A 21,084-nucleotide genomic window follows, 5' to 3' on the forward strand; every position below is an offset into this window, starting at 1 on the left:
AGGCGGCGCTGGTGGGGCGGCGCTGATACGGCGTGACTGAGACCGCGGCGCTGATGCCCCGTGTTCTCGGAGCCGCCGTTCCAGCGCCGCCCCGTCAGCGCCGCCCCATCAGCGCCGCCTGACCAGTCACAGCATCAGAATCCCCAGGCGTGCCGCGGTCACCACCGCTTCCGCGCGCGTGCCCGCGCCGAGCTTCTCGAAGATCGACGCGACGTGCGCCTTCACGGTGTGCTCGCTGATGCGGAGCCGCGGCGCGATCGCCTTGTTCGCGAGCCCCTGGGCGAGCAGTGCGAGCACCTCCCGCTCGCGCGGCGTGAGCGTCACGGCCGGCGCGGACGCGACGGCGCCCACCGGCTCGGGCGCCATGCCGGCGAGCAGCTCGTCGGCGACGTCCGCCGGGAGGGCGAGCAGCCCCGCCGCGACCGCCTCCACCGCGGCGATGATCTCGTCGGCGCCGGCCTCGCGCGGGAGCACGCCGCGCACGCCGGCGCGGATCGCCCGCACGACGGCGCGCGGGTCCGCGAGGTCGGCGAGGAGCACGACGGCCGGGCGCCCCGCCCCCGACCGTCCCTCCCGCCACCGCCCGCGCGCGCTGCCGTCGACGCCCTCGTCGGCGAGACGCGGTGGCTCCCCGTCGGCCACGAGCACCACGACGTCGGGGGCCAGCGGCGCCACGAGCTCGGCCAGCGACGGCGCGTCGTCGTCGCCGTCGCGCCGCTCGGACACCGTGCCGACGACGACCAGCGACGGCGCCGCGCCGAGCAGCGACTCGAGGCCGGCGCGCAGCACCGGCGACGCGGCGACGACGGCGACCCTCGTCACCGGCGCCTAGGTACCAGGGGGGGCTCCCCCCCTTCGCCCATGGTTCCACCGCGCGACCGGCGGCGCCGAACCGATCCATCGCCGCCGGTACCACGCGAACGCGGGTCACGCCGCGCGGCGCTCCGCGCCGACCGCGGCGCCGAGCGTCACCTCCAGGCTGAGCCGCGCGCCGCCCCGCCCGACGTCGAGGCGCAGCGTCCCGCCGGGCCCCGCGTCGTGGAGCAGGGCGAGCAGGTCGTCGGGGCTCCGGAACGGCCGTCCCGCGTGGCCGAGCAGCACGTCACCCTGGACCAGCCCTGCGCGCGCCGCCGTGCCGCCCGCGGACGTCTCCATCACGAGGAGCCCGAGCCGCTCGTCCCGCTCGCCGCGCGCCCCCACGCGCACGGTGACCTCGCGCAGCGTCGCGCCGAGCCTCGGCCGCGGCTCCGCGGCGAGCAGGAGATGCCGCACCTCGGTGGCCGAGATCGCGACGCCGAGGCCGCCGGCGATCATCGCGTTCACCCCGAGCACGCGTCCGCGCACGTCGGCGAGCGGGCCGCCCGAGTTGCCCGGGGCGAGCCGGATGTCCGTGTGGATGAGCGCCGGCGTGGTCGCTCGCTCCCCCTGCCACGACGCCTTGCCGACAGTATGCACGACGCCGAGCGCCAGTGAGTGCGGGACACCGAGGGGGTGGCCGAGTGCGACCACCAGCTCGCCCGGTCGGAGCCGATCCGGGTCGCCGATCGTGGCCGTGTGGCGGGCGCCGAGCTCCCCGGGGTCGACGCGGAGGACCGCGAGATCGCGTCGGGGGTCGCGGGCGACGAGCGTGGCCGGGACCGCGGCGCGGTCGGGCAGCTCGACCGACAGGGTCGTCTCGGTCGCGACGTGGGCGTTCGTCACGACGAGCCCCGGCTCCCAGACGATGCCGGAGCCCTGCGCGTCGGGCGACCGGGAGCGCCGGGGATGGCCGCCGCGCACGACGACGGTGACGTCGCGCAGGGCTGCTCCGATGGTGGCGAGATCCTGCTGGATCTCTGCCGTCGAGAGGATCGACATGGGATCAGCGGCTCGGGTGCTCGCCGACGGTGATGGAGAGCGTGGCGGGGGTGCCGGCGCGGAGGACCGTGGCCTCGATCGAGCGGCCGATCGTGTCCGGTCCGAGGGCGGCGAGGACGTCGCGCGGGTCGGCCGTCGGCTGGCCGTCGAGCACGACGAGCACGTCGCCGAGGAGCATGCCGGCGCGGTCGGCGGGCGCGTTCGGCTCCACGGCGACGACCATGAGACCCCACTCCGGCGCGCGGTCGCCGGCGCCCCGGAGGTGCCCACGCATCGCCTCGGTGAGCTTCACCGGCTGGGTGCCGATGCCGAGGTACCCGGGTCGGATGCGGCCGCCGGCGAGGAGCTGGTCGGCGACGCGGTCCACGGTCGACGCCGGGATGGCGACCGCCGCCGCGCGCGCGAGGCCGGAGGTGCCGAGGCCGAGGACGCGTCCCGCGGCGTCGACGAGCGGGCCGCCGGAGAAGCCGTCGTAGATCGCGAGATCCAGCCGCACGAACTGGTCGACTCGGCCGCCGCGCCAGGTGCGCCACTCCGGGCCGACCGCGGAGACGATCCCCAGGCTCGCCGTGACCGACGGACCGGGGCGGCCGAGCGCGAGCACGAGCTGGCCGACGCGGAGCGGGGTGCGGGCGACGGTGGCCGCCTCGCCCGCGCCGTCGGGAAGCTTCAACACGCAGACGTCGGTCGTGGGATCTCGGCCGGCGACTGTGGCGCGGGCGTCGGTGCCGTCGGGGAGCGTCACGCGGACGTCGTCGTCCTTGTGCACCGTGTGGTCGGCGGCGACGACGAGGCCGGGCCGCCAGAGCACCCCGCTCGACGGGATGCGGCGGCGGGCGTGGATCGCGACGACGCTGCGGCCCGCGCGCTCGACGGCGCCGGCGAGGTCGTTGGAGAGTGCTTCGAGCGTCGAGGACATGCGGTTGGTCCGGTGTGAGAGCCGGACGCACGTTCGCCGTGTGACGCGCGGGTCACCATCGCCCGAACAGGCGATGCGTGGGTCGGGTGTTCGGGTGGTAATATCTTCCGACGGGATTCCCCGCGCTCCACGCTCCACGCTCCACGCTCGCTCGACCGGACGGCGGAGGAAGCGGGGAGCGTGGAGCGTGGAGAGCAGAGGAGGCTCGAGTGATCGGACGGGGGAACGGAAACCTGAGTGGCAAGGCCGAGCGGCCCGGGCGCGCGGTGTCGCGGGCGTCGTCGAGCGACGACCTGAAGACCGGCCTGCCTAACGCGAAGAAGAAGGTGGACACGAAGGCCGCGTGGCGCGAGGCGCGGAAGCTGATGATGCAGCACCGCCGGTCGCTGTCGATCGGCCTCGTGCTCATGCTCGTCAGCCGGCTCGCCGGGCTGCTGCTCCCCGCGTCGACGAAGTGGCTCATCGACGACGTGATCGGGAAGAACCGCCACGACCTGCTGTGGCCGATCGCGTTCGCGGTCGCCGGCGCGACGGTCGTGCAGGCGATCACTGGCTTCGCGCTGTCGCAGGTCATCAGCGTCGCCGCGCAGAAGGCGATCAGCGACATGCGCCGCCGCGTGCTGAACAAGGTCACGCGGCTTCCCGTGCGCTTCTTCGACGAGCACCAGACGGGCGTGCTCATCTCGCGCGTGATGAGCGACGCCGAGGGGATCCGGAACCTCGTCGGCACCGGCGTCGTGCAGCTCGTCGGCGGCGTGTTCACCGCCGTGGTCGCGTTGGGCGTGCTGTTCTACCTGAACTGGGTGATGACGTGCGCCATCCTCGTCCTCCTCGTGGCGTTCGGCGGGGGGATGACGACGGCGTTCAAGAAGCTGCGGCCGATCTTCCGCGAGCGCGGGAAGATCAACGCCGAGATCACCGGGCGGCTGAACGAGACGCTGAACGGGATCCGCGTGGTGAAGGCGTACGGCACCGAGCGGCGCGAGCAAGTGGTGTTCGCGAAGGGCGTGCACCGCCTCTTCCGCAACATCGCGAGCTCGATCACGGGCGTGTCGGCGACGACGTCGGGATCGACGGTGGTGGTGGGGCTGGTCGGCTTCGTGATCTTCGCCATCGGCGGCCCCGCGGTGGTCCGCGGCGACATGACGTTGGGCCAGCTCATGTCGTACACGGCGTTCGTCGGCATCCTGTCCGCGCCGGTGGTGAGCATCGCGTCGATCGGCACGCAGATCTCCGAGGCGATCGCGGGGCTCGACCGCATCCGCGAGATCCTCGAGCTGCCGACGGAGATCGACGAGGACGCGCGGCGCGACAGGCTGCCGGTGATCCGCGGCGACATCCGGTTCGACCACGTGAGCTTCGAGTACAACCCGGGGCAGCCGGTGCTGAAGGACGTCACGTTCGACGCGGCGAGCGGATCCACCACGGCGCTGGTCGGGTCGAGCGGGTCGGGCAAGAGCACGCTCGTGTCGCTCGTGATGGCGTTCAACCGGCCGACGGTGGGACGCGTGCTCGTCGACGGCCGCGACCTCGACGACGTGCGCCTCGTCGACTATCGCTCGCACCTCGGCGTGGTGCTGCAGGACAACTTCCTGTTCGACGGCACGGTGGCGGAGAACATCGCGTTCTCGCGGCCGAGCGCACCGCGCGAGGAGATCGAGCACGTCGCGCGGCTCGCGAACTGCGACGAGTTCGTGCGCGGCTTCCCGAAGGGGTACGACACGGTGGTTGGCGAGCGCGGCGTGCGGCTCTCCGGCGGCCAGCGGCAGCGCATCGCGATCGCGCGCGCGCTGCTCGCCGATCCACGCATCCTGATCCTCGACGAGGCGACGTCGAGCCTCGACTCGGAGAGCGAGTCGCTGATCCAGGAAGCGTTAGGCCGGCTGCGCGGCGGGCGCACGACGTTCGTCATCGCGCACCGCCTCTCCACGATCCGCAGCGCCGACCAGATCCTGGTCCTCGAGCATGGCGAGATCGTGGAGCGCGGCTCGCACGCCGAGCTGATGGCGCTCGGCGGCCGCTATCGCACGCTGCACGACCGGCAGTACCAGTGGGAGCAGAACCGGTTCATCAACCCCGGCGAGGAGCTCACCGCGGCCGAGGACGTCGAGACGGCGAAGGCCTGAGTGAAGGACTGAAGGAGGACTGAAGAGGGACCAACGACAACGTCTTTGTTGTTGTCCTGCTTCAGTCCTCCGTCAGTCCATCTTGGTCCGACGAACACGCGTACGTGGAGGCCTACCGGCTGCCGATGTGGAACGTCGTGCCGTCGGGATCCTTGAACAGCAGCGACGATCCCCACTCCGCCTTCTTCGGTGGGCCGAGCACCTCGACGCCGGCGTCGACGAGCTGCTGGTACGTCGCGTCGACGTCGTCGCTCCAGAAGCTCATCGGCGCGAACTGGCCGATCAGCGCCTCGGAGCCGTTCGTGGTGAACAGCACGAGCCGCGTGTCGGCGCCCGGGATGCGCAGCTCGATCCAGCGCTGCTTGTCGTCGAACTGCTGATCCGTGGCGACCGTGAGGCCGAGCTTCTCCGTCCAGAACGCGAGCGCGCGGTCCTGATCGCGCGTGGGGATGCTGACGAACTTGATTCCGCGCACGGCGGCGGTGTCGGTGTGGGGCATGCGACTCTCGGGATGGGTGGGTGGCGGCGCGCAATCTTGGCGGTCTCGCGAACGCGGTCCAGTCGCGAAGCCCCTGCCATGGCATTGTGTGCCATGGCACCGGTTGCCATAGTCGGGGATGCCACGCCCAGCGGATCCGATCGCCGTCGACCCGTACGTGGTCGACACGCTGCTCCCCGACCTCGTCGGCCACGACCGGCGACCGTCGGCGTTCCTCGTCTACCTCGTGCTGTGGCGCCGCACCGAGGGCGGGCGGGCCGCCGCGGCGCTCAGCCTGCGCGAGCTCGCCGAGGCGACGGGACTCTCGAAGCGGGCGGTACAGACGGCGGTGAACTCGCTGCTGCGACGGAAGCTCGTCGGGCTCCAGCGCGAGACGCCGACGGCGATTCCCCGCTATGCGGTGCTGAAGCCGTGGGCGCGGCGGGGAGGGTGAGGCCGAAAACCCGCTATTGCTAATTTTCTAGCACGATGCTAGAAGTTTAGCACACCAGTCTCCGAGAGCCCGCGCGATGCCCGAGCAGCCGATCGACCGCCATCTCAGCCGCCGCGAGCGGCAGATCATGGACGTGCTCTTCCAGATGGAGGAGGCGACTGCCGCCGAGGTCCAGGAGCGGCTGCCGGAGGCGCCGAGCTACTCGGCCGTCCGCGCGATGCTGCGCATCCTCGAGGACAAGGGGCACGTGCGGCATCACGAGGACGGGCCGCGCTACGTGTACCGCCCGGTCGTCGCGCGCGACACCGCGCAGAAGACGGCCATCTCGCACATGCTGCGGACGTTCTTCGACGGATCGGTCGAGGCGGCGATGACCGCGCTGCTCGACGCGACCGACCGCCGCCTGTCGCGCGACGAGGTCGACCGCCTCTCGTCGCTCATCGAGGAGCGTCGCCGGGAGGGCCGCTGACCATGACGCCCCTTCTCGCCGATCTCCTGTCGCGCGGCGGCGATCTCGCCGCCCGCGCCCTCCCCCTGGTCGCCGGCAGCGCGATCAAGGGGACGATCATCCTCGCCGCGGCGGCCGGCGCGACGACGCTGATGCGCCGCGCCGCCGCCGCGACTCGGCACCTCGTGTGGAGCACCGCGGTCGTGGGCGTGCTCGTGCTGCCGCTGCTGGAGCTCGTGGCGCCGCGCTGGAGCCTCCCGATCGCGCCCGCGTCGTTCGCCCCGGCGTCGCTCGCCGGACCGGTCGCCGGACCGGTCGCCGGGCCGATCGCCGGGCCGATCGCCGGGCCGATCGCCGGGCCGATCGCCGGACCGGTGGAGGTCGCCCCCGCGCCCGCCGTCGCCGTCCCCGCCGAGGTCGTGGTCGCCCCGCCGGTCGCCGTGCCGATCTCCACGGTCACGCCGAGCGAATGGGGAGCGCCCGCTTCTTCCGGTCCGTCCGTGCTCGGCTGGCTGGCGATCGTGTGGGCCGCCGGCGCGGTCGTCGTCCTGCTGCGACTCACGCTCGGCACGTTCGGCCTCGCCCGGCTCGTGCGCCGCGCCGCGCCGGCGGACGATGCCGCGTGGGTGATGCTCCTCCAGCGGCTCGCCCGCCAGCTCGGCATCCGCCGCCCCGTCACGCTGCTCGTCGGACGCACGGGCACGGTGCCGGTGACGTGGGGCGTCGTCTACCCGCTCGTGCTCCTGCCGGCCGACGCCGACGCGTGGACCGAGGAGCGCCGCCGCGCGGTGCTGCTCCACGAGCTCGCGCACGTCGAGCGGTTCGACGCGCTCACCCACGTGCTGTCGCAGCTCGCGCTCGCCGTGTTCTGGTTCCATCCGCTCGTCGTGCTCGCGGCGCGCCGGCTGCGCGCGGAGCGTGAGCGCGCGTGCGACGATCTCGTGCTCGCGGTCGGCACGAGGCCCACGGCGTACGCGGGCGACCTGCTGGAGCTCGTGCAGACGCTGGGCGAGGCGAGCCCCGCCGCCGCGGCGCTCGCGATGGCGCGCCGATCGGAGTTCGAGGGACGACTGCTCGCGATCCTCGACCCGGCGCTGCCGCGCATCCGCACGACGCGCCGCGCCGCCGCGGTGGCGTGCGCGGTCGCCGCCGTCGCGCTCGTGCCGCTCGCCGGTGCGCGCGCCACCGCGGCCGCGACGCCCGCTCGCCAGGCCGCGCACGCGCCCCGCCCGGCGGGCGAGTCCGCGCTGCCGTCGTACATCGTCGAGCACGGGCCGACGCAGGCGCACGCGCCAGCGGCGCCGGTCCGCGGCACGCCGTCGACGCTCGCCGCGCTCGGCATGGCGCGCGCACAGCTCTCCGGCAAGGTCACCGCGCTCGCCGGCTGCCGGCCGCGCGCGGGACAGCACGTCGTGTCCGTCCACGACGACGGCGCGCACTCGTCGACGACGATCGTCAACGGCGAGCGGTGCCTCGAGGTGCAGCTCACCGGCAAGGTCGACTTCTCGGACGACGACACCGACGTGGAGCGCCTGTCGTCCGGCGGCATGATGGAGATCGCCGAGACCCGTGGCGGCACCACGCGCGCGGTGCTGCTGCGCGAGCGCGGCGGGCAGCTCGAGCGGTCGTACACCGTGAACGGCGCGGCGCTCGACCCCGTGGAAGGGGAACAGTGGCTGCGCGGCATCATCCCCGTGCTCGCCCGCGAGAGCACGATCGGCGTGCAGGGACGCGTGGCGCGCATCCGCCGGCAGCGCGGCGTCGCCGGCGTGCTCGACGACCTGCGCCAGATCGCGAGCGACGGCGTGAAGCGCGCGTGGTTCACGGCGCTGCTGCAGGACGGGCAGCCGTCGGTCGACGAGCTGCGGCAGATGGCGCTCGCGACGCGCTCCATCGCCTCCGACGGCGACAAGGCGGCGTCGCTGAAGGCGATCGCCGACCGCGCGAACGGCGATCCCGCCGTGGCGATGGCGATCGTCGCCGCCGCGCACACGATCGCCTCCGACGGCGACCGCCGCGCCGTGCTCACGCGCGTCGCCGGCGCGCCCGCGACGGGCGAGGTGCTCGGCCAGGCGACCCAGGCGGCGAAGGAGATGGCGTCCGACGGCGACAAGTCGGCGGTGCTCCGGCTGATCATCTCGCGCGCGACGGACCTGCCGGAGGTGCGCAATGCCGTGATCGACGCCTCGACGACGCTCGCGAGCGACGGCGACCGCTCCGGCGTGCTCGTCGCCGTGCTCGGCGCGCCGACCGACGAGGCGACGCTCGTCAACGTGCTCCGTTCGGCGCACGCCATCGCGTCGGACGGCGATCGGCGCATCGTGCTCACCGCGGCGCTCACGCGCACGACGCTCGCGACGACGCGCGCGCGCGAGGCGTTCTTCACGACGGCCGACAACATCGCGTCGGACGGGGACCACGCCGAGGTGCTGCTCGCCGCGCTGCGCCGCCCCGACCTGTCGCCGGCCGCGCTCCCCGACCTGCTGCGCTCGGCCTCGCACATCGCGTCCGACGGCGACAAGGCGCGCGTGCTGAGCGCCGTCGCCGCGCGGCCGCGCGCGCTCGAGGATGCGGGCACGCGCACCGCGTTCTTCGCCGCGCTGAAGACGGTGTCGTCGGGCGAGGAGTACCGGCGCGTGATGGAGCTCGTCACGCGTTAGTCGATCGTTAGGCGCTCGTCAGGCTCACGGCGCGTCCCTCGCGCCGTCGGCTTTCCCCCGAAGTGCTAAGAACTTAGCAGAGGATCCGCCCATGATGCCCGTCCCGCTCCTCGCGCTCGCGACGATGTTAGGCACCGCGGAGCCGCTCGCGCAGCCGCCCGCGGTGTGCAGCCAGGTGCTCGGCCACATGACGAACAGCGACGGCGCGCGGACGACGATGGTGGTGAGCGACCGCGAGCACTGCCTCGAGGTGCGCCTGACGGGACGCGTCACGTTCGACGACGCGGACGCCGACGTGAAGACGATGGATCCCGGGAGCACGCTCGTCGCGACCGAGTCGCGCGGCGGCGGTACGCGCGCCCTCACGCTCGTCGAGCGCAGCGGCGCGATCGACCGCGCGTACCGCGTGAACGGCGAGGTGCGGCCGGTGGCCGAGAGCACGGCGTGGTTCCGCGGCGTGGTGCTCGACCTCGTGCGCGAGGCGGGCTACGGCGCGCCGGAGCGCGTGGCGCGCATCCGCCGGCAGGGCGGCGTGGGCGCGGTGCTCGACGAGGTGCGACGGATCCACTCCGACCACGTGCGGCAGATCTACCTCGAGACGGTGCTCGCCTCGAGCGGCCTGACCGTCGACGAGGTGCGCCGCGTGACGCGCGCCGCGAGCGACGATCTGTCGTCGGACCACGCGAAGGGGATGGTGCTGCGCGCCGCGGTCGACCTGCGCGGCGACGACCGCGAGGTGGCCGACGCCGCGGTGCGCGGCGCGGGGACGATCGGCTCCGACCACGAGCGCGCCGAGCTGCTGCGCCGGGTGCTGGAGCGCGTCTGCTCCGACGACGCGGTGGTCGCGCGCGCGCTCGACGCCGCGGCGGAGATGGGATCCGACCACGAGCGCGCGAACGTGCTGGCGACGGCGCTCGACCGCGCCGAGCCGACGGCGCCGACGGTGCGCGCGTCGTTCTTCCGCACGGTGGACGGTGTGGGCTCGGACCACGAGCGGCGGCGCGTGCTGGAGTCGCTCGCCGGCCGCGACTCGTTAGGCACCGCGACCGCGCACGCGCTGCTCGCCTCGGCGGCGCGGATCGGCTCCGACCACGAGAAGGCCGCGGTGCTGCTCGCGCTCGCGTGGCACCCCGATCGGCTCCGCGACCCCGGCGTGCGCGCCGCGTTCGACGCCGCGCTGAAGTCGATCGGCTCGGACGCCGAGTACCGCCGCGTCGCCGGCGCGCTCGCGCGGTGAGCCGATGCTCGGCGTCCTCACGCGGCGGCGCGGAGAACGCGGAGAAAGCCAGCACATCGTCCTGCAGTTCTCCGCGTTCTCCGCGTCTTCGCGTAAGATCCATCCCCGACCCAACGAGGCTGTCGTCGTGTCCATTGATGCTAAGAAACTAGCATTCGCCGGATCCATCCTGCTCACGACGCTCGGCCGCGGCGGGGCGGCGGGCGCGCAGGTCGGCGACTCGGCGAGGGAAGCGGCGCCGGTGCGGTCGCCGGCGCGGGCGGTGCGGGCGGAGCGGGCGGAGCGGGCGCCGGTGATCGACGGCGACGACCGCGACGCGGTGTGGCGCGCGGCGATGCCGTTAGGCGCGTTCCGCGTGTTCGACCCCACCGAGGACGGCGAGCCGACGCTGCGCACCGAGGCGCGCCTCGCGTTCGACGCGCGGCACGTCTACGTGTTCGTGCGCGCGTTCGACCCGCACCCCGACAGCATCGTGTCGCGTCTCTCGCGCCGCGACGTGCGCACGCCGAGCGACCAGATCAAGGTGATGCTCGACAGCTACCACGACCGGCGCACCGCGTACGAGTTCGCCGTCAACCCCGCCGGCGTGAAGCGCGACTACTACGCGTACGACGACGGTGTGGAGGACGTGACGTGGGACGCCGTGTGGGACGTCGCGACGCGCGTCGACTCGTTGGGCTGGACGGCGGAGTTCCGCATCCCGCTGTCGCAGCTCCGATTCCCGCGCGCCGGCGCCCACACGTTCGGCGTCATGGTCACGCGCGACGTCGCGCGCACGAACGAGCGATACAGCTGGCCCGTGTACCGCCGCTCGCGCCCGGGCCTCCCGTCGCAGTTCGCGGACGTCGCCGGCTTCGAGGGGCTCGGCGCGTCGGGGCGGCTGGAGGCGATGCCGCACGTCGTGGCGACGAACCGCAGCGCCACCCGCCCCGACGGCTTCGCGCGCACGCAGCGTCAGGACCTCGGCGCCGATCTCAAGGTGGGGCTCGGGTCGAACCTCACGCTCGACGCGACGGTGAACCCCGACTTCGGCCAGGTGGAGGCCGACCCGGCGACGGTGAACCTCACCGCGTTCGAGACGTTCTTCGACGAGCGGCGCCCGTTCTTCCAGGAAGGAACGGGGATCTTCTCGTTCGGCGCCGACGCCACGCGGCTGTTCTACTCGCGCCGCATCGGACGCGCGCCGCAGCTCGCCGCCCTCGCGCCGACCGACGCCGACGTCCCGGGCGCGACGACGATCCTCGGCGCGGGGAAGCTCACCGGCCGCGTCGGCAACGGCCTGTCGGTCGGTGCGTTAGGCGCGGCGACGGGACGGGAGCGCGCCGGCGGCGCGACCGTGGAGCCGGCCGCCGCGTACAGCGCGGCGCGCGTGCAGCAGGACCTGCGCGGCGGCGAGAGCGGCATCGGCGCGATGTTCACCGGCGTGCGCCGGTCGCTCGACGCCGCGGACGCGCCGTACCTGCGCGACGAGGCGTACGCCGGCGGCGTCGACCTGCGGCACCGCTTCGCCGGCCCGTTCGGCGGACGCTACCGGCTCGCCGCGTCGCTCGCCGGCAGCGTCGTGCGCGGCTCCGCGCAGTCGATCGCGCGCACCCAGCGCTCGGCGGTGCACTACTACCAGCGGCCCGACGCGGGCCTCACCTACGACTCCACGCGCACGGCGCTCGGCGGCACCGCGCTCGATCTCTCGGCGTCGGAGGTCGCGGGGACGTGGCGGTTCGACGCGTCGTACTCGCGGCTCTCGGCCGGCTTCGAGACGAACGATCTCGGGTTCCTGTCGCGCGCCGACATGCAGACCGCGTCCGCCGGCGTGCGCGCGGTGTCGTCGCGACCGCGCGCGTTCTGGCGCAACGCGAACGCGTCGTTCGACGTCGTGACGCAGTACACGGCGCGCGGCACGCCGATCGCCAGCACGGTGGAGCTCGCGGGCTACGCCCAGTTCGCGAGCGGCGCGTATCTCAGCGCCGATCTGTGGACGGACAACGCGGGCGCCGTGTACTGCGATCGCTGCGCGCGCGGTGGCCCCGCGCTGCGGCTCTCCCCGGCGACGTCGCTGCTCATCAACGTCTCGCGCGACGACCGCAAGCGCGTGGTGCCGTACTTCGCCGCGATCTACACCGTCGGCGACGGCGGCCGCTCGACGCTCTGGCGCGTGCGCCCGCTCGTCACGCTGCGGCCGGCGAGCAACGTGAACGCGCAGATCGGCGCGCGCTATCAGCGCAACCGCGACGCGACGCAGTGGTACGCGAACGTCACGTCGGGCGGCACGCCGCGCTGGCTGTTCGCGCGGCTCGACCAGCACCTCCTCAGCTTCCTCGGCACGCTCGACGTGACCGCGACACCGACGCTGTCGCTGCAGCTCTACGCGGAGCCGTTCGTGAGCGCCGGAAAGTACGACGACGTGCGCACCCTCGCCGACCCGCGGGCGCGCCGCTACGACGACCGCTTCACGCCGTTCCCGAGGACGACGGAGGGCTTCAACTCCAAGCAGTTCAACTCCACCGCCGTGCTGCGCTGGGAGTACCGCCCGGGCTCCACGCTGTTCGTCGTCTGGTCGCAGGGCCGCGAGCAGCTCGACCGCGACCCCGGCTCGTTCGAGGCCGCGCGTGACTACCGCAACCTGTTCGGGGCTCGGCCGGACAACACGCTCGCGGTGAAGCTGGCGTACTGGATCGGGCGGTAGGGCGCTCGGCCGCTCCAGTCCGCAGATTGCGCAGATCGCGCAGATTGTTCTTCTGCGTGATCCGCGCAATCTGCGGATTGTCGTTTCATCGAGCCCGCGCCCGATGCTCATCCTCCTCTCGAACTCCCGCGATCCGCAGGGTCGCTATCTCCATCACTGTCGCGACGTACTGGCCGAGCTGCTGAAGGGGGTGAAGCGCGTCACGTTCGTGCCGTACGCGAGCGTCGTCGCGCCGTGGGACGACTACATGGCGAAGCTGCGCGACGCGCTCGCGCCGATCGGCGTCGGCGTCGACGGCGTGCACCGCGCCGAGTACGCGGCGCAGGCGATCCGCGATGCGGAGGCGATCGCGGTCGGGGGCGGGAACACGTTCCACCTGCTCCAGCACCTGCAGGAGTCGGGGGCGCTCGACGCGCTGCGCGAGCGAGCGCTCGCCGGCGTGCCGTACTTCGGGTGGAGCGCCGGCGCGGTCATCGCCGGGCCCACCATCCGCACGACGAACGACATGCCGATCGTCGAGCCGCCTAACGGCCTCGGCGCGCTCGGGCTCGTGCCGTTCCAGATCAACGCGCACTTCACCGACCTGCACCCGCGCGGCTTCCAGGGGGAGACGCGCCGCGAGCGGCTCGCCGAGTTCCTCGTGGCGAATCCGACGCTCGCGGTCGTCGGCCTGCCCGAGGGGGACTGGCTCCGCGTCGACGGCGACGCCGTGACGCTCGAGGGGCCGCACGAGGCCGTGCTGTTCCGCGACGGCGAGCCGGCGGCCGCGCTGCCGAGCGGCGTGCGCGTGGACCGCGTGCTCGCGGGCACCGTGGCGACGACGCCCTCGGTGCCGCGCCCGCGCGGGCTGCTCGCGCGGCTGCGCGGTGCCTAACGCTCGGCGAGCCGCCGGACGGCCGACCGGTGCACCGCCGGCGTCTCCGCGGCGGCGTCGACGTCGAAGCAGAGATCGTGGATGATGCCGTCGCGCAGGCCGTAGATCCACGCGTGCACCGAAAGCTCCTGCCCGCGCTCCCACGCGTCCCGCACGACCGTCGTCTCGCACACGTTGTACGCCTGCTCCAGCACGTTCAGCTCGCACAGCCGGTCGTGGCGCGCGTCGTCCGGCGTGGCGTCGACGAGCGCGCGGTGCTTCTGGTGCACGTCCTGGATGTGGCGGAGCCAGTTCTCGATGAGGCCGAGCTTCGTCGACTCGAGCGCGGCCCGCACGCCGCCGCAGCCGTAGTGGCCGACGACCATGATGTGCCGGACCTTCAGCACGTCGACGGCGAACTGCAGCACGGAGAGACAGTTGAGGTCCGTGTGCACGACGACGTTCGCGACGTTGCGGTGCACGAACAGCTCGCCGGGGAGCAGGTCGACGATCTCGTTCGCCGGCACGCGGCTGTCGGAGCAGCCGATCCACAGGTAGCGCGGCGCCTGCTGCGCGGCGAGGCGCGCGAAGAACTCGGGGTCGCGCGCGGTGACGCGGGCGGCCCAGGCGCGGTTGTTGTCGAACAGGTCGGTCGGGACTGGCATCGGGCTCGATGAGGCGGTTCCGACGGGGTGCCGGTGCGGCGGTTCCGATACGGCGGTTCCGATACGGCGGTTCTGGTGCAGCGGGAGGGGCCGGTGCACCGGGGCGAACCGGCGGGGGCCGATGAAGCGGGGCCGTGATGGCGACACTGTGTGCTGCCGACCACGCAGCATCGGCCCCGCAGCATGGCACCCGCACCTCGGCCCGCAGCACCGACCCCTCCCGCTGCATCGGAACCGTATCAGGGGAACCGCCCCATCGGAACCGCCCCATCGGAACCGCCCCACCGAGATGCAGGGTGCGACTAGATTTCCGGCCCCGTCCGGGGTGCCCGGGAAAGGGAATCCACGCCGAACCGCATTCCAGATGCACGTCCAGTACGTCGCCGTCTGCGACCACGTCCTCGTCGGGGCCGACGGCAAGCCGTCGCTCATCGGGGTCTTCAGCGACATCCAGGCGCCGCAGGTGCCCGTCACGCTCCCGCGGCTCGCGTTCGCGGCGCGTCTCCTGTTCACCGCCGACGAGGCGGGGAAGACTTACAAGATCGAGGTCGTCATCACCGATCCGAAGGGCAACGAGATCGCGCGGCCGGGCGGCGAGATCAGCGTCCCGCAGGCGCCGATCGGCATCGACTCGCTCGCCGCCGACCTGCCGATGCTGTTCGACATGTTCGGCCTCCCCGACTACGGCCGCTACACGTTCATGCTCACCGTCGACGGCAAGCCGACCGCGGGCGTGCAGGTCGCGGTGCGGCAGGCGCCCGCCATTCAGTGAGTCGCTGCGTGGCTGGGTAGCTGCGTAGCTGCGTGGCTGCGTGGCTGCGTGGCTGCGTAGCGTCGGCGTGTTCACGCAGCCACGCAGCCACGCAGCAGCCGTTAGGCCGGCCGCCAGCCGCGCCGCAGCCGTTCCACCTCGCGCTCCGCCGCGCGCCTAACGGCGTCCGCCACCACGGGGCCGGGAAGGCCCACCAGCGCGGCGGGGTGCAGCGCGCGCCGCTCGCCGTCTGGGACGAGACGCTCCACGCGCGACCAGTCGCGCGGCGTCACGTGCGACAGCGGGATCAGCTCGTCGGCGCGCTCGCGGAGCCGGCGGAGCGCGCGCAGCGCGGCACCGACGCGCGCCGTCCACCCGGTGTCGCGCGCCGCCGCCGCCGGCTCCGCGGTCGCCGCCGCGCCGACGATCACCTCGCCGGTGGGACGCACGGCGTAGCGCAGCGTCCCGTCGCCGGGCGCCTCGTCGTACAGCGCCCACGCGTCGGGGTCCTCGAGATCCTCGGCCACGAAGATCGTGCGGCCGGTGAGCAGCGCGTGGTCGCGCATCGCCTCCAGCTCCACCGCGGGGATCGTCGATGCGTCGTGCACGAGCGCCGACGGCGCGCCGGCCGAGCGACGTCCCGCGGGACCGAGCCGCACCGCGCCGCCGCGCTCCACGCTGAAGGCGAGCGTCGCCGGATCGTCCGGACGCTCGGTCGCGAGCCGCCGGCCGCCCCCGGGCGGCTCCACGACGCCGAATACCGTGCGCCCCAGCCGGCGCGCGATCGCGCGCGCCACCGCCAGCTCGCTCTCGGGGATCTCGTCGTTAGGCACTCGGCAACGGCATGGGGAAGCGCGGTCGACGCCCGCAAGTTAGGATCGGGACGCGGGCCTGTCACCCGCCGTCACCTCCACCGCCGCACGCATGCGTCGCGCATCACACCTCGCGCTCGTCGCGCTCGCCGCGCTCACCGGTCGTGCAGCAGCGGCGCAGTCGCTGCCGCTCGCCGTCGGCGCGGGCGTCGATACCGTCGCGCGCGCGAGCCACGATGTGTTCGCGCGCTGGCGCAACTACCTGCGCGACCACGCCGACACGGCGCGCGCGAACGCGTACTGGACGGCCGACGAGCGCGCGCGCTGGCCCGCTCCGGACCTCGCGACGCCGTGGGTGGCGCCGGCGGGGAGCGCGTGGCCCGACCGCCTCGCCGCGACGATCGTCGACCTCGGGCCCGAGGTGCCCGGTGACACGACGACGTACGTCGTGCGCACGCTGTTCACGCGCGACGCGGTGCCCGTGGCGCTCGTGCGCGTGTACGCGGTGCGCGACGGCGCGCGGTGGGCGCTCGCGAACGCGCTGCCGCGTCTCACGCGCGACTGGACGCGTGTGGACGTCGGACAGGTGACGTTCGTCCATCCATCGTCGCACCGCTACGACTCCGCCGCCGCGCGCCGCGCCGCGCGCTTCGTGGACTCCGCGGCGGCGGCGACCGGCGCGCGCCCCACGAGACACGTGGAGGTCTACTTCGCGCCGTCGCCGCGCGAGATGGCGCGCGTGCTCGGCGCCGAGCTCGCGGTGCTGACGAACACCGGCCGCGTGTATCCCGAGAACGCGCTCGTCGTCGCGGGCTCGCCGACGGCGAGCGAGTGGAACCCGCACGATCTCGCGCACGTGGTGCTCGGCGCCGTCGCCGGACCGACGGGGCGGTGGTGGAGCGAGGGTGCCGCGACGTGGCTCGGCGGCCGGAGCGGCAAGGACTTCGCGCGCCTCGTGCGCGAGCTCGACGCGGATCTCGCGCGCAACCCCGCTCGCACGCTGGACAGCCTCGTCGCGCCGCACGCGTGGCGCGACAGCGCGTCGGCGACCGGCGCCGCGGTGCTCGTGCGGCTCGCGTTCGAGCGTGGCGGCCTCGATGCCGTGCGCGCGCTCGTCGCGACGCCGGCCGACTCGCCCGCGGACGTGCGACGGGCCGCCGCCCAGGTGTTGGGCGTGCGGCCCGACGACGTCGAACTGCTGTGGAGACGTGCGGTGCGCCGACTTACTTCTTCGGCGTGAGCGTCATCGTCTTGCCCTCCCACCCGAACTGCACGTTCGCGGCCTTCTCGAGCGCGGCGATCGCCTCGCGCGACGACTCGAGCGACGCCGTCATCGTGACCGGGCGCGCGAGGATCGACTGATCGGGCGTCTTGAACTCGAGGCCGTACCACCGCACGAGCTGCGGCAGCACCGCGCTGAGCTGGCGGTTGTTCACGACGAACTTCTTATCCGCCCACCCGAACGCCTCGCTCAGATCGGCGGCCGACGGCGTGGAGACCTGCCCGTCCTTCGTGACGGCGACGGCCTGGCCCGCGGCCGCGGTCTGGGTGGCGCCGGTGGAGAGCGACTTCACGTCCACGCTGCCCGAGCGCACGCGCACCGTGGTCGCCTGATCGCCGGGGTAGCTGCGCACGTCGAAGCTCGACGCGGCGGTGGCGGCGATCGACGCGTCACCGGCGCGCACGATGAGCGGGTGCTGCGGGCTCTCGGCGGCCACGGCGTCGAACGACGCGGAGCCGTCGAGGCGGACGGCGCGCATGCGCGGCCCGAAGTTGGGTGGGATGCGGATCTTCGTGTCGGCCCCGATGGTGACCTTGCTGCCGTCGTTCAGCGTCGTGCGCCCGCTCTGCGCGGCGAGCGTGCTGACGTTGCGGCCGTCGGGCGAGGCGAGCGCGCTCGTCACCGCCTGGTCGGCGCTCGCGCGGTCCATCCAGCGGAACGCGCCGAAGATGGCGACGGCGAGGATGACGGCGATGGCCGTCGGGAGCTGCCACGCGGGACGCTTCGCGAGCGCGGCGACGTGCGTCGCGGCGTCGTGGCGGAGCACGTCGTGCAGCTCGTCCTGCACCCTCGCGGACGGCGCATGGGTCGCGTGCAGCGCGGTGCTGACGTGCTGCCACGCATCGTCGAGCGTCACCGGCGCGGCGCTGCTGTGGGTGGTCGCGTGGTGCCCGTTGTTCGCGCCCCCCCCGAACCGGTGGGCGGCCGCACGGCGGCTCCGCTCGCGCGCGGCACCGGTCTTCACGGCGTCGAACAGGAACTCCTCGAGCGCTTCGGGCGTATCGATCGCCCCGCGCTCGCCCCACACTCGCACGAACGCGCCCTCGACGACCTTCGGCGCCGCGGCCCCGTCCTCGCCGAGCGCCGCGCTGGCCTGCTCCGTGAGAGGCTCGTAGCGCGCGCGGAAGACCTGTTCGAGTGCCCGCTCGTCGCCGAGTCGGAATCCGGTGAGCACGTCACGATCGATCGGCTGCATACCGGGCATGAGCACCTCCTGGAGGGTAAACGGACGGCGTGCCTCCTCGCACCACGTTGCATCGCGTTTCGCCAGACGCAAGAAGCCCGAACGCGAAAAATTTCATCAACTCTTAATCGACGACCTGCCGAGCCCGCATATTCGGCGCCGCGCCACCGCCTCTGTTCGCTTCACTGATGCCGAATCACCGTCCCAAACCGCGCCGCGTCCCGCCCGTCAGCCTCGCCCGCGCCCTCTCGAAGCTCGGCGTCTGCTCGCGCAGCGAGGGCGAGGCGCTCGTCACGGCGGGCCGCGTGCGGGTCGACGGCGTGGTGCGACGGGAGCCGTCGTTCCGGGTCGACCCGGGCCGCGCGGCGATCGAGGTGGACGGCCGCCCGGTCGGCGGGCGCCGCACGGTGTACCTCGCGCTGAACAAGCCGCGCGGCCTCGTCACGACGCGACACGACCCGCAGGGGCGCCCGACCGTCTACGACTGCCTCGACGACCCCGCGCTCCCGTTCCTCGCGCCGGTCGGGCGGCTCGATCGCGCGAGCGAGGGGCTGCTGCTGTTCACGAACGACACCCGCTGGGCGGCGCGGCTGCTCGACCCGGCGTCCCACGTCGACAAGGTCTACCACGTGCAGATCGACCGCCTGCCCGACGACGCGCTGCTCCGGTGCCTAACGGACGGCGTCGACGACGCGGGCGAGCGGCTGGCGGCGAAGGACGCCCAGGTGCTGCGCGCCGGCACGCGCACCGGCTGGCTCGTCGTGACGCTCGACGAGGGGCGCAACCGCCACATTCGACGACTGCTCGCCGTGCTCGGCGTCGAGGTCCGTCGGCTCGTGCGCGTGTCGATCGGGCCGCTCACCCTCGGATCGTTAGGCAAGGGTGCGTGGCGGCGGCTCACGGCGCAGGAGGTGGATGCGCTCGAGGGCCGGTAGCGCGGCTTCCGGCTTCAGAGCGGCTTCGCCAGCAGCACCGTCAGGTTCTCTCCGTCCTCCTCCTCGACCGAGACCAGCTCCAGCGCGGTGTCGCCCCACCCGGTGTCCGTGGCGAACAGGAACGCCGCGTAGTCGAGGACGTCGTCGCGCGGGCCGCTGAGGCGCGTGTAGTCGAGGAAGCGCAGGCGCGACGGGGGCGAGGAGACGGCGATGTGCGCGACGGCGCCCGGGCGCGGGCTGCGGTGGCGGATCTGCTCGCCCAGGCCGTGGCGCGTGCGAGGCGCTTCGGGTGCGGCGGTGAAGTGTGCGTCCAGCATGGTGCGCTCCGCGTGCGGTGTGACGAACCGACGATGTCCCACGCAGCGACGACGACGCGATCGACGGCCCGGCCGTGCCTAACGGCGTCTCAGGGCTCGGAGTACAGCGACCGTGACAGCAGCAGCGTCAACTCGCCGTCGGCATCCCGCTCCACGGCGTCGAGATCGAGCCGGGCCGCGCCCGTGTTCGTGTCGGTCGCGAACAGGTACGCGGTGTAGTCCAACACGTCGTCGCGCGGGCCGGCGATGCGCGTGTACGCGAGGTACGCGCTGCGCGCGTGCGGCGCGCTCACCTGCACCCGGGCGACGGCGTCCGCGCGAGGCGTACGCTCGGCGATCAGCGCACGCACCGTCTCGATCGGCGGCGTGACAGGATGCACGGTGGGACGACGGTGCGGCATCGGCGAAACGGGGACAGGCGCGAAGGACCTGGACTTCTCGGGCGTGGCGCGGGGAAGCGAAAGTTACCCAACCACCTTCGCCGCGTGCATGCCCCCGTCTCAATCGCCGACGCTCGCGCTCACCCTCGTGGCCGTCCCGCTCGCCGTCTGCCGCTTGCCGGCGGACGCACCGGTGCCGTCGTGGGCGCTCGGGCCGCCGTTCTCCTCCGTGACCCGCACCCCGGACGAGCTCTCCGTCGTGTGCGCCGCGGACGGCGTCCCCGCCGGCGCGCTCACCTCGCGCCCGTGGCGCGCGCTCCGCGTCGACGGCCCGCTCGACCTCGCCCTCGTCGGCGTGCTGGCCGCGCTCGCCGCGCCGCTGGCCGAGGCGGGGGTGAGCGTGTTTCCGATCGCGACGTACGACACCGACTGGATCCTCGTGCGCGAGGCCGATGCGGACCGGGCGTGCGCGGCGCTCGAGCGGGCCGGACACGTCGTGCGCCGAGGCTGACCGCGGGCTATATCCTGGGCCATGATTCCCGCCCTCCTCGCCGCCCCTGGCGCCGGCACCGCCGCGCCCATCCGCCGCTTCCACACGACCGTGCGCGTGCGCGCCGAGGCGAGCGGCGGCGCGGCGTCCGTGCTCGAGCACACGCTGCAGCCGGGATGCGTGGCGATGCCGGTGCACCGGCACCCCGGCGCGACCGAGGTGCTGCACGTGCTCGACGGCGCGCTCGTGCTGTGGCTCGACGGCGCGGAGCTGGACGCCCCCGCGGGGGCCAGCGTCGTCATCCCGGCCGGAGCGGCGCACACGTTCTGGGTGAGCCCGGACGCGCCGAGCGCGGCGCGCGCGCTCGCGGTGTTCGCGCCGGGTGGCATGGAGCGCTACTTCGAGGCGGTGGCGGCGCACGTTCCGCCGCCGGGCGCCGGCCGCGGCCCCGACATGGCCGGGGTGCTGGACGCGTCGGTGCGGCATGGCGTGGAGGTGGACATGGGGAGCCTGTACGAGCTGATCGGCCGGCACGGGCTCGCGCTCGCCTGACC

21 protein-coding genes are annotated in these 21,084 nt (G+C 73.7%); 12 read left to right on the plus strand and 9 right to left on the minus strand.

All coding sequences use genetic code 11. The annotated features are described in order from the left end of the window. Window positions 1-126 precede the first annotated feature (126 nt). From J421_RS07255 to J421_RS07265, 3 genes are all read right to left on the minus strand, one after another. Window positions 127-822, minus strand: a complete 696-nt coding sequence (locus tag J421_RS07255; RefSeq protein ID WP_025410509.1) for a response regulator transcription factor — start codon at window positions 820-822, stop codon at window positions 127-129. A gap of 105 nt (window positions 823-927) precedes the next feature. Continuing rightward, entirely contained in the window at window positions 928-1,857 is a 930-nt protein-coding gene (locus tag J421_RS07260; RefSeq protein WP_025410510.1) for a S1C family serine protease, read from the minus strand. A 4-nt stretch (window positions 1,858-1,861) separates the two neighbouring features. Next, window positions 1,862-2,776 carry a S1C family serine protease gene (locus J421_RS07265; protein ID WP_025410511.1) on the minus strand — a complete coding sequence of 305 codons (915 nt, stop codon included), beginning with the start codon at window positions 2,774-2,776 and terminating at the stop codon, window positions 1,862-1,864. Between the two features lie 209 nt (window positions 2,777-2,985). Here J421_RS07265 and J421_RS07270 point away from each other — a divergent pair, with 209 nt between their 5' ends. Then, window positions 2,986-4,902, plus strand: a complete 1,917-nt coding sequence (locus J421_RS07270; protein WP_025410512.1) for an ABC transporter ATP-binding protein — start codon at window positions 2,986-2,988, stop codon at window positions 4,900-4,902. Window positions 4,903-5,014: 112 nt separating this feature from the next. Here the strand turns inward: J421_RS07270 and J421_RS07275 are convergent, their stop codons facing one another. Then, window positions 5,015-5,401 (minus strand): VOC family protein, encoded by a 387-nt coding sequence (locus tag J421_RS07275; protein WP_104022361.1) that lies wholly within the window; start codon window positions 5,399-5,401, stop codon window positions 5,015-5,017. Window positions 5,402-5,519: 118 nt separating this feature from the next. Between J421_RS07275 and J421_RS07280 the strand changes: the two genes are divergently transcribed. The 6 genes from J421_RS07280 (at window position 5,520) to pepE (ending at window position 13,736) form a co-directional block, all read left to right on the plus strand. Next, the gene (locus J421_RS07280) at window positions 5,520-5,834 is read left to right on the plus strand and encodes a helix-turn-helix domain-containing protein (RefSeq protein ID WP_025410514.1); all 315 of its coding nucleotides are present in this window, start codon (window positions 5,520-5,522) and stop codon (window positions 5,832-5,834) included. A gap of 76 nt (window positions 5,835-5,910) precedes the next feature. Beyond that, complete coding sequence (locus J421_RS07285; protein WP_025410515.1) at window positions 5,911-6,303, plus strand: BlaI/MecI/CopY family transcriptional regulator; 393 nt, start codon at window positions 5,911-5,913, stop codon at window positions 6,301-6,303. 2 nt (window positions 6,304-6,305) lie between these two features. After that, window positions 6,306-8,942: a M56 family metallopeptidase gene (locus tag J421_RS07290; RefSeq protein ID WP_025410516.1), complete on the plus strand. Its 2,637-nt coding sequence runs from the start codon at window positions 6,306-6,308 to the stop codon at window positions 8,940-8,942. Window positions 8,943-9,036: 94 nt separating this feature from the next. Continuing rightward, a complete protein-coding gene (locus tag J421_RS07295) occupies window positions 9,037-10,179 on the plus strand; it encodes a hypothetical protein (protein WP_148306198.1) in 1,143 nt (380 codons plus the stop codon). Window positions 10,180-10,306: 127 nt separating this feature from the next. Beyond that, window positions 10,307-12,862 carry a DUF5916 domain-containing protein gene (locus J421_RS07300; RefSeq protein WP_158508677.1) on the plus strand — a complete coding sequence of 852 codons (2,556 nt, stop codon included), beginning with the start codon at window positions 10,307-10,309 and terminating at the stop codon, window positions 12,860-12,862. Between the two features lie 103 nt (window positions 12,863-12,965). Next, window positions 12,966-13,736, plus strand: a complete 771-nt coding sequence (gene pepE, locus J421_RS07305) for a dipeptidase PepE (protein WP_025410519.1) — start codon at window positions 12,966-12,968, stop codon at window positions 13,734-13,736. Here pepE and can read toward each other — a convergent pair. Further along, window positions 13,733-14,380 (minus strand): carbonate dehydratase, encoded by a 648-nt coding sequence (gene can, locus J421_RS07310; protein WP_025410520.1) that lies wholly within the window; start codon window positions 14,378-14,380, stop codon window positions 13,733-13,735. The genes pepE and can overlap by 4 nt on opposite strands. Window positions 14,381-14,744: 364 nt before the next feature. On the opposite strand from can, the gene J421_RS07315 reads away from it, so the two are divergent. After that, window positions 14,745-15,152, plus strand: coding sequence for a DUF6941 family protein (locus J421_RS07315; protein ID WP_025410521.1), 408 nt, complete (start codon window positions 14,745-14,747; stop codon window positions 15,150-15,152). Between the two features lie 101 nt (window positions 15,153-15,253). Here the strand turns inward: J421_RS07315 and J421_RS07320 are convergent, their stop codons facing one another. Next, window positions 15,254-15,964 carry a hypothetical protein gene (locus J421_RS07320; RefSeq protein WP_025410522.1) on the minus strand — a complete coding sequence of 237 codons (711 nt, stop codon included), beginning with the start codon at window positions 15,962-15,964 and terminating at the stop codon, window positions 15,254-15,256. A 91-nt stretch (window positions 15,965-16,055) separates the two neighbouring features. On the opposite strand from J421_RS07320, the gene J421_RS07325 reads away from it, so the two are divergent. Beyond that, window positions 16,056-17,183 (plus strand): hypothetical protein, encoded by a 1,128-nt coding sequence (locus J421_RS07325; RefSeq protein WP_025410523.1) that lies wholly within the window; start codon window positions 16,056-16,058, stop codon window positions 17,181-17,183. Here J421_RS07325 and J421_RS07330 read toward each other — a convergent pair. Next, window positions 17,167-18,429, minus strand: coding sequence for a FecR domain-containing protein (locus tag J421_RS07330; protein ID WP_148306199.1), 1,263 nt, complete (start codon window positions 18,427-18,429; stop codon window positions 17,167-17,169). The genes J421_RS07325 and J421_RS07330 overlap by 17 nt on opposite strands. A gap of 167 nt (window positions 18,430-18,596) precedes the next feature. On the opposite strand from J421_RS07330, the gene J421_RS07335 reads away from it, so the two are divergent. Then, a complete protein-coding gene (locus J421_RS07335; RefSeq protein ID WP_025410525.1) occupies window positions 18,597-19,343 on the plus strand; it encodes a pseudouridine synthase in 747 nt (248 codons plus the stop codon). Window positions 19,344-19,357: 14 nt separating this feature from the next. Here J421_RS07335 and J421_RS07340 read toward each other — a convergent pair whose 3' ends face one another. Next, complete coding sequence (locus tag J421_RS07340) at window positions 19,358-19,660, minus strand: hypothetical protein (protein ID WP_025410526.1); 303 nt, start codon at window positions 19,658-19,660, stop codon at window positions 19,358-19,360. 89 nt (window positions 19,661-19,749) lie between these two features. Further along, complete coding sequence (locus J421_RS07345) at window positions 19,750-20,061, minus strand: hypothetical protein (RefSeq protein WP_025410527.1); 312 nt, start codon at window positions 20,059-20,061, stop codon at window positions 19,750-19,752. 88 nt (window positions 20,062-20,149) lie between these two features. On the opposite strand from J421_RS07345, the gene J421_RS07350 reads away from it, so the two are divergent. Further along, the gene (locus J421_RS07350; protein WP_104022364.1) at window positions 20,150-20,551 is read left to right on the plus strand and encodes an ACT domain-containing protein; all 402 of its coding nucleotides are present in this window, start codon (window positions 20,150-20,152) and stop codon (window positions 20,549-20,551) included. A gap of 21 nt (window positions 20,552-20,572) precedes the next feature. Then, entirely contained in the window at window positions 20,573-21,082 is a 510-nt protein-coding gene (locus J421_RS07355; RefSeq protein ID WP_025410529.1) for a cupin domain-containing protein, read from the plus strand. Window positions 21,083-21,084: the final 2 nt, after the last annotated feature.

The organism is Gemmatirosa kalamazoonensis, assembly GCF_000522985.1.
GTDB classification, from domain to species: domain Bacteria; phylum Gemmatimonadota; class Gemmatimonadetes; order Gemmatimonadales; family Gemmatimonadaceae; genus Gemmatirosa; species Gemmatirosa kalamazoonensis.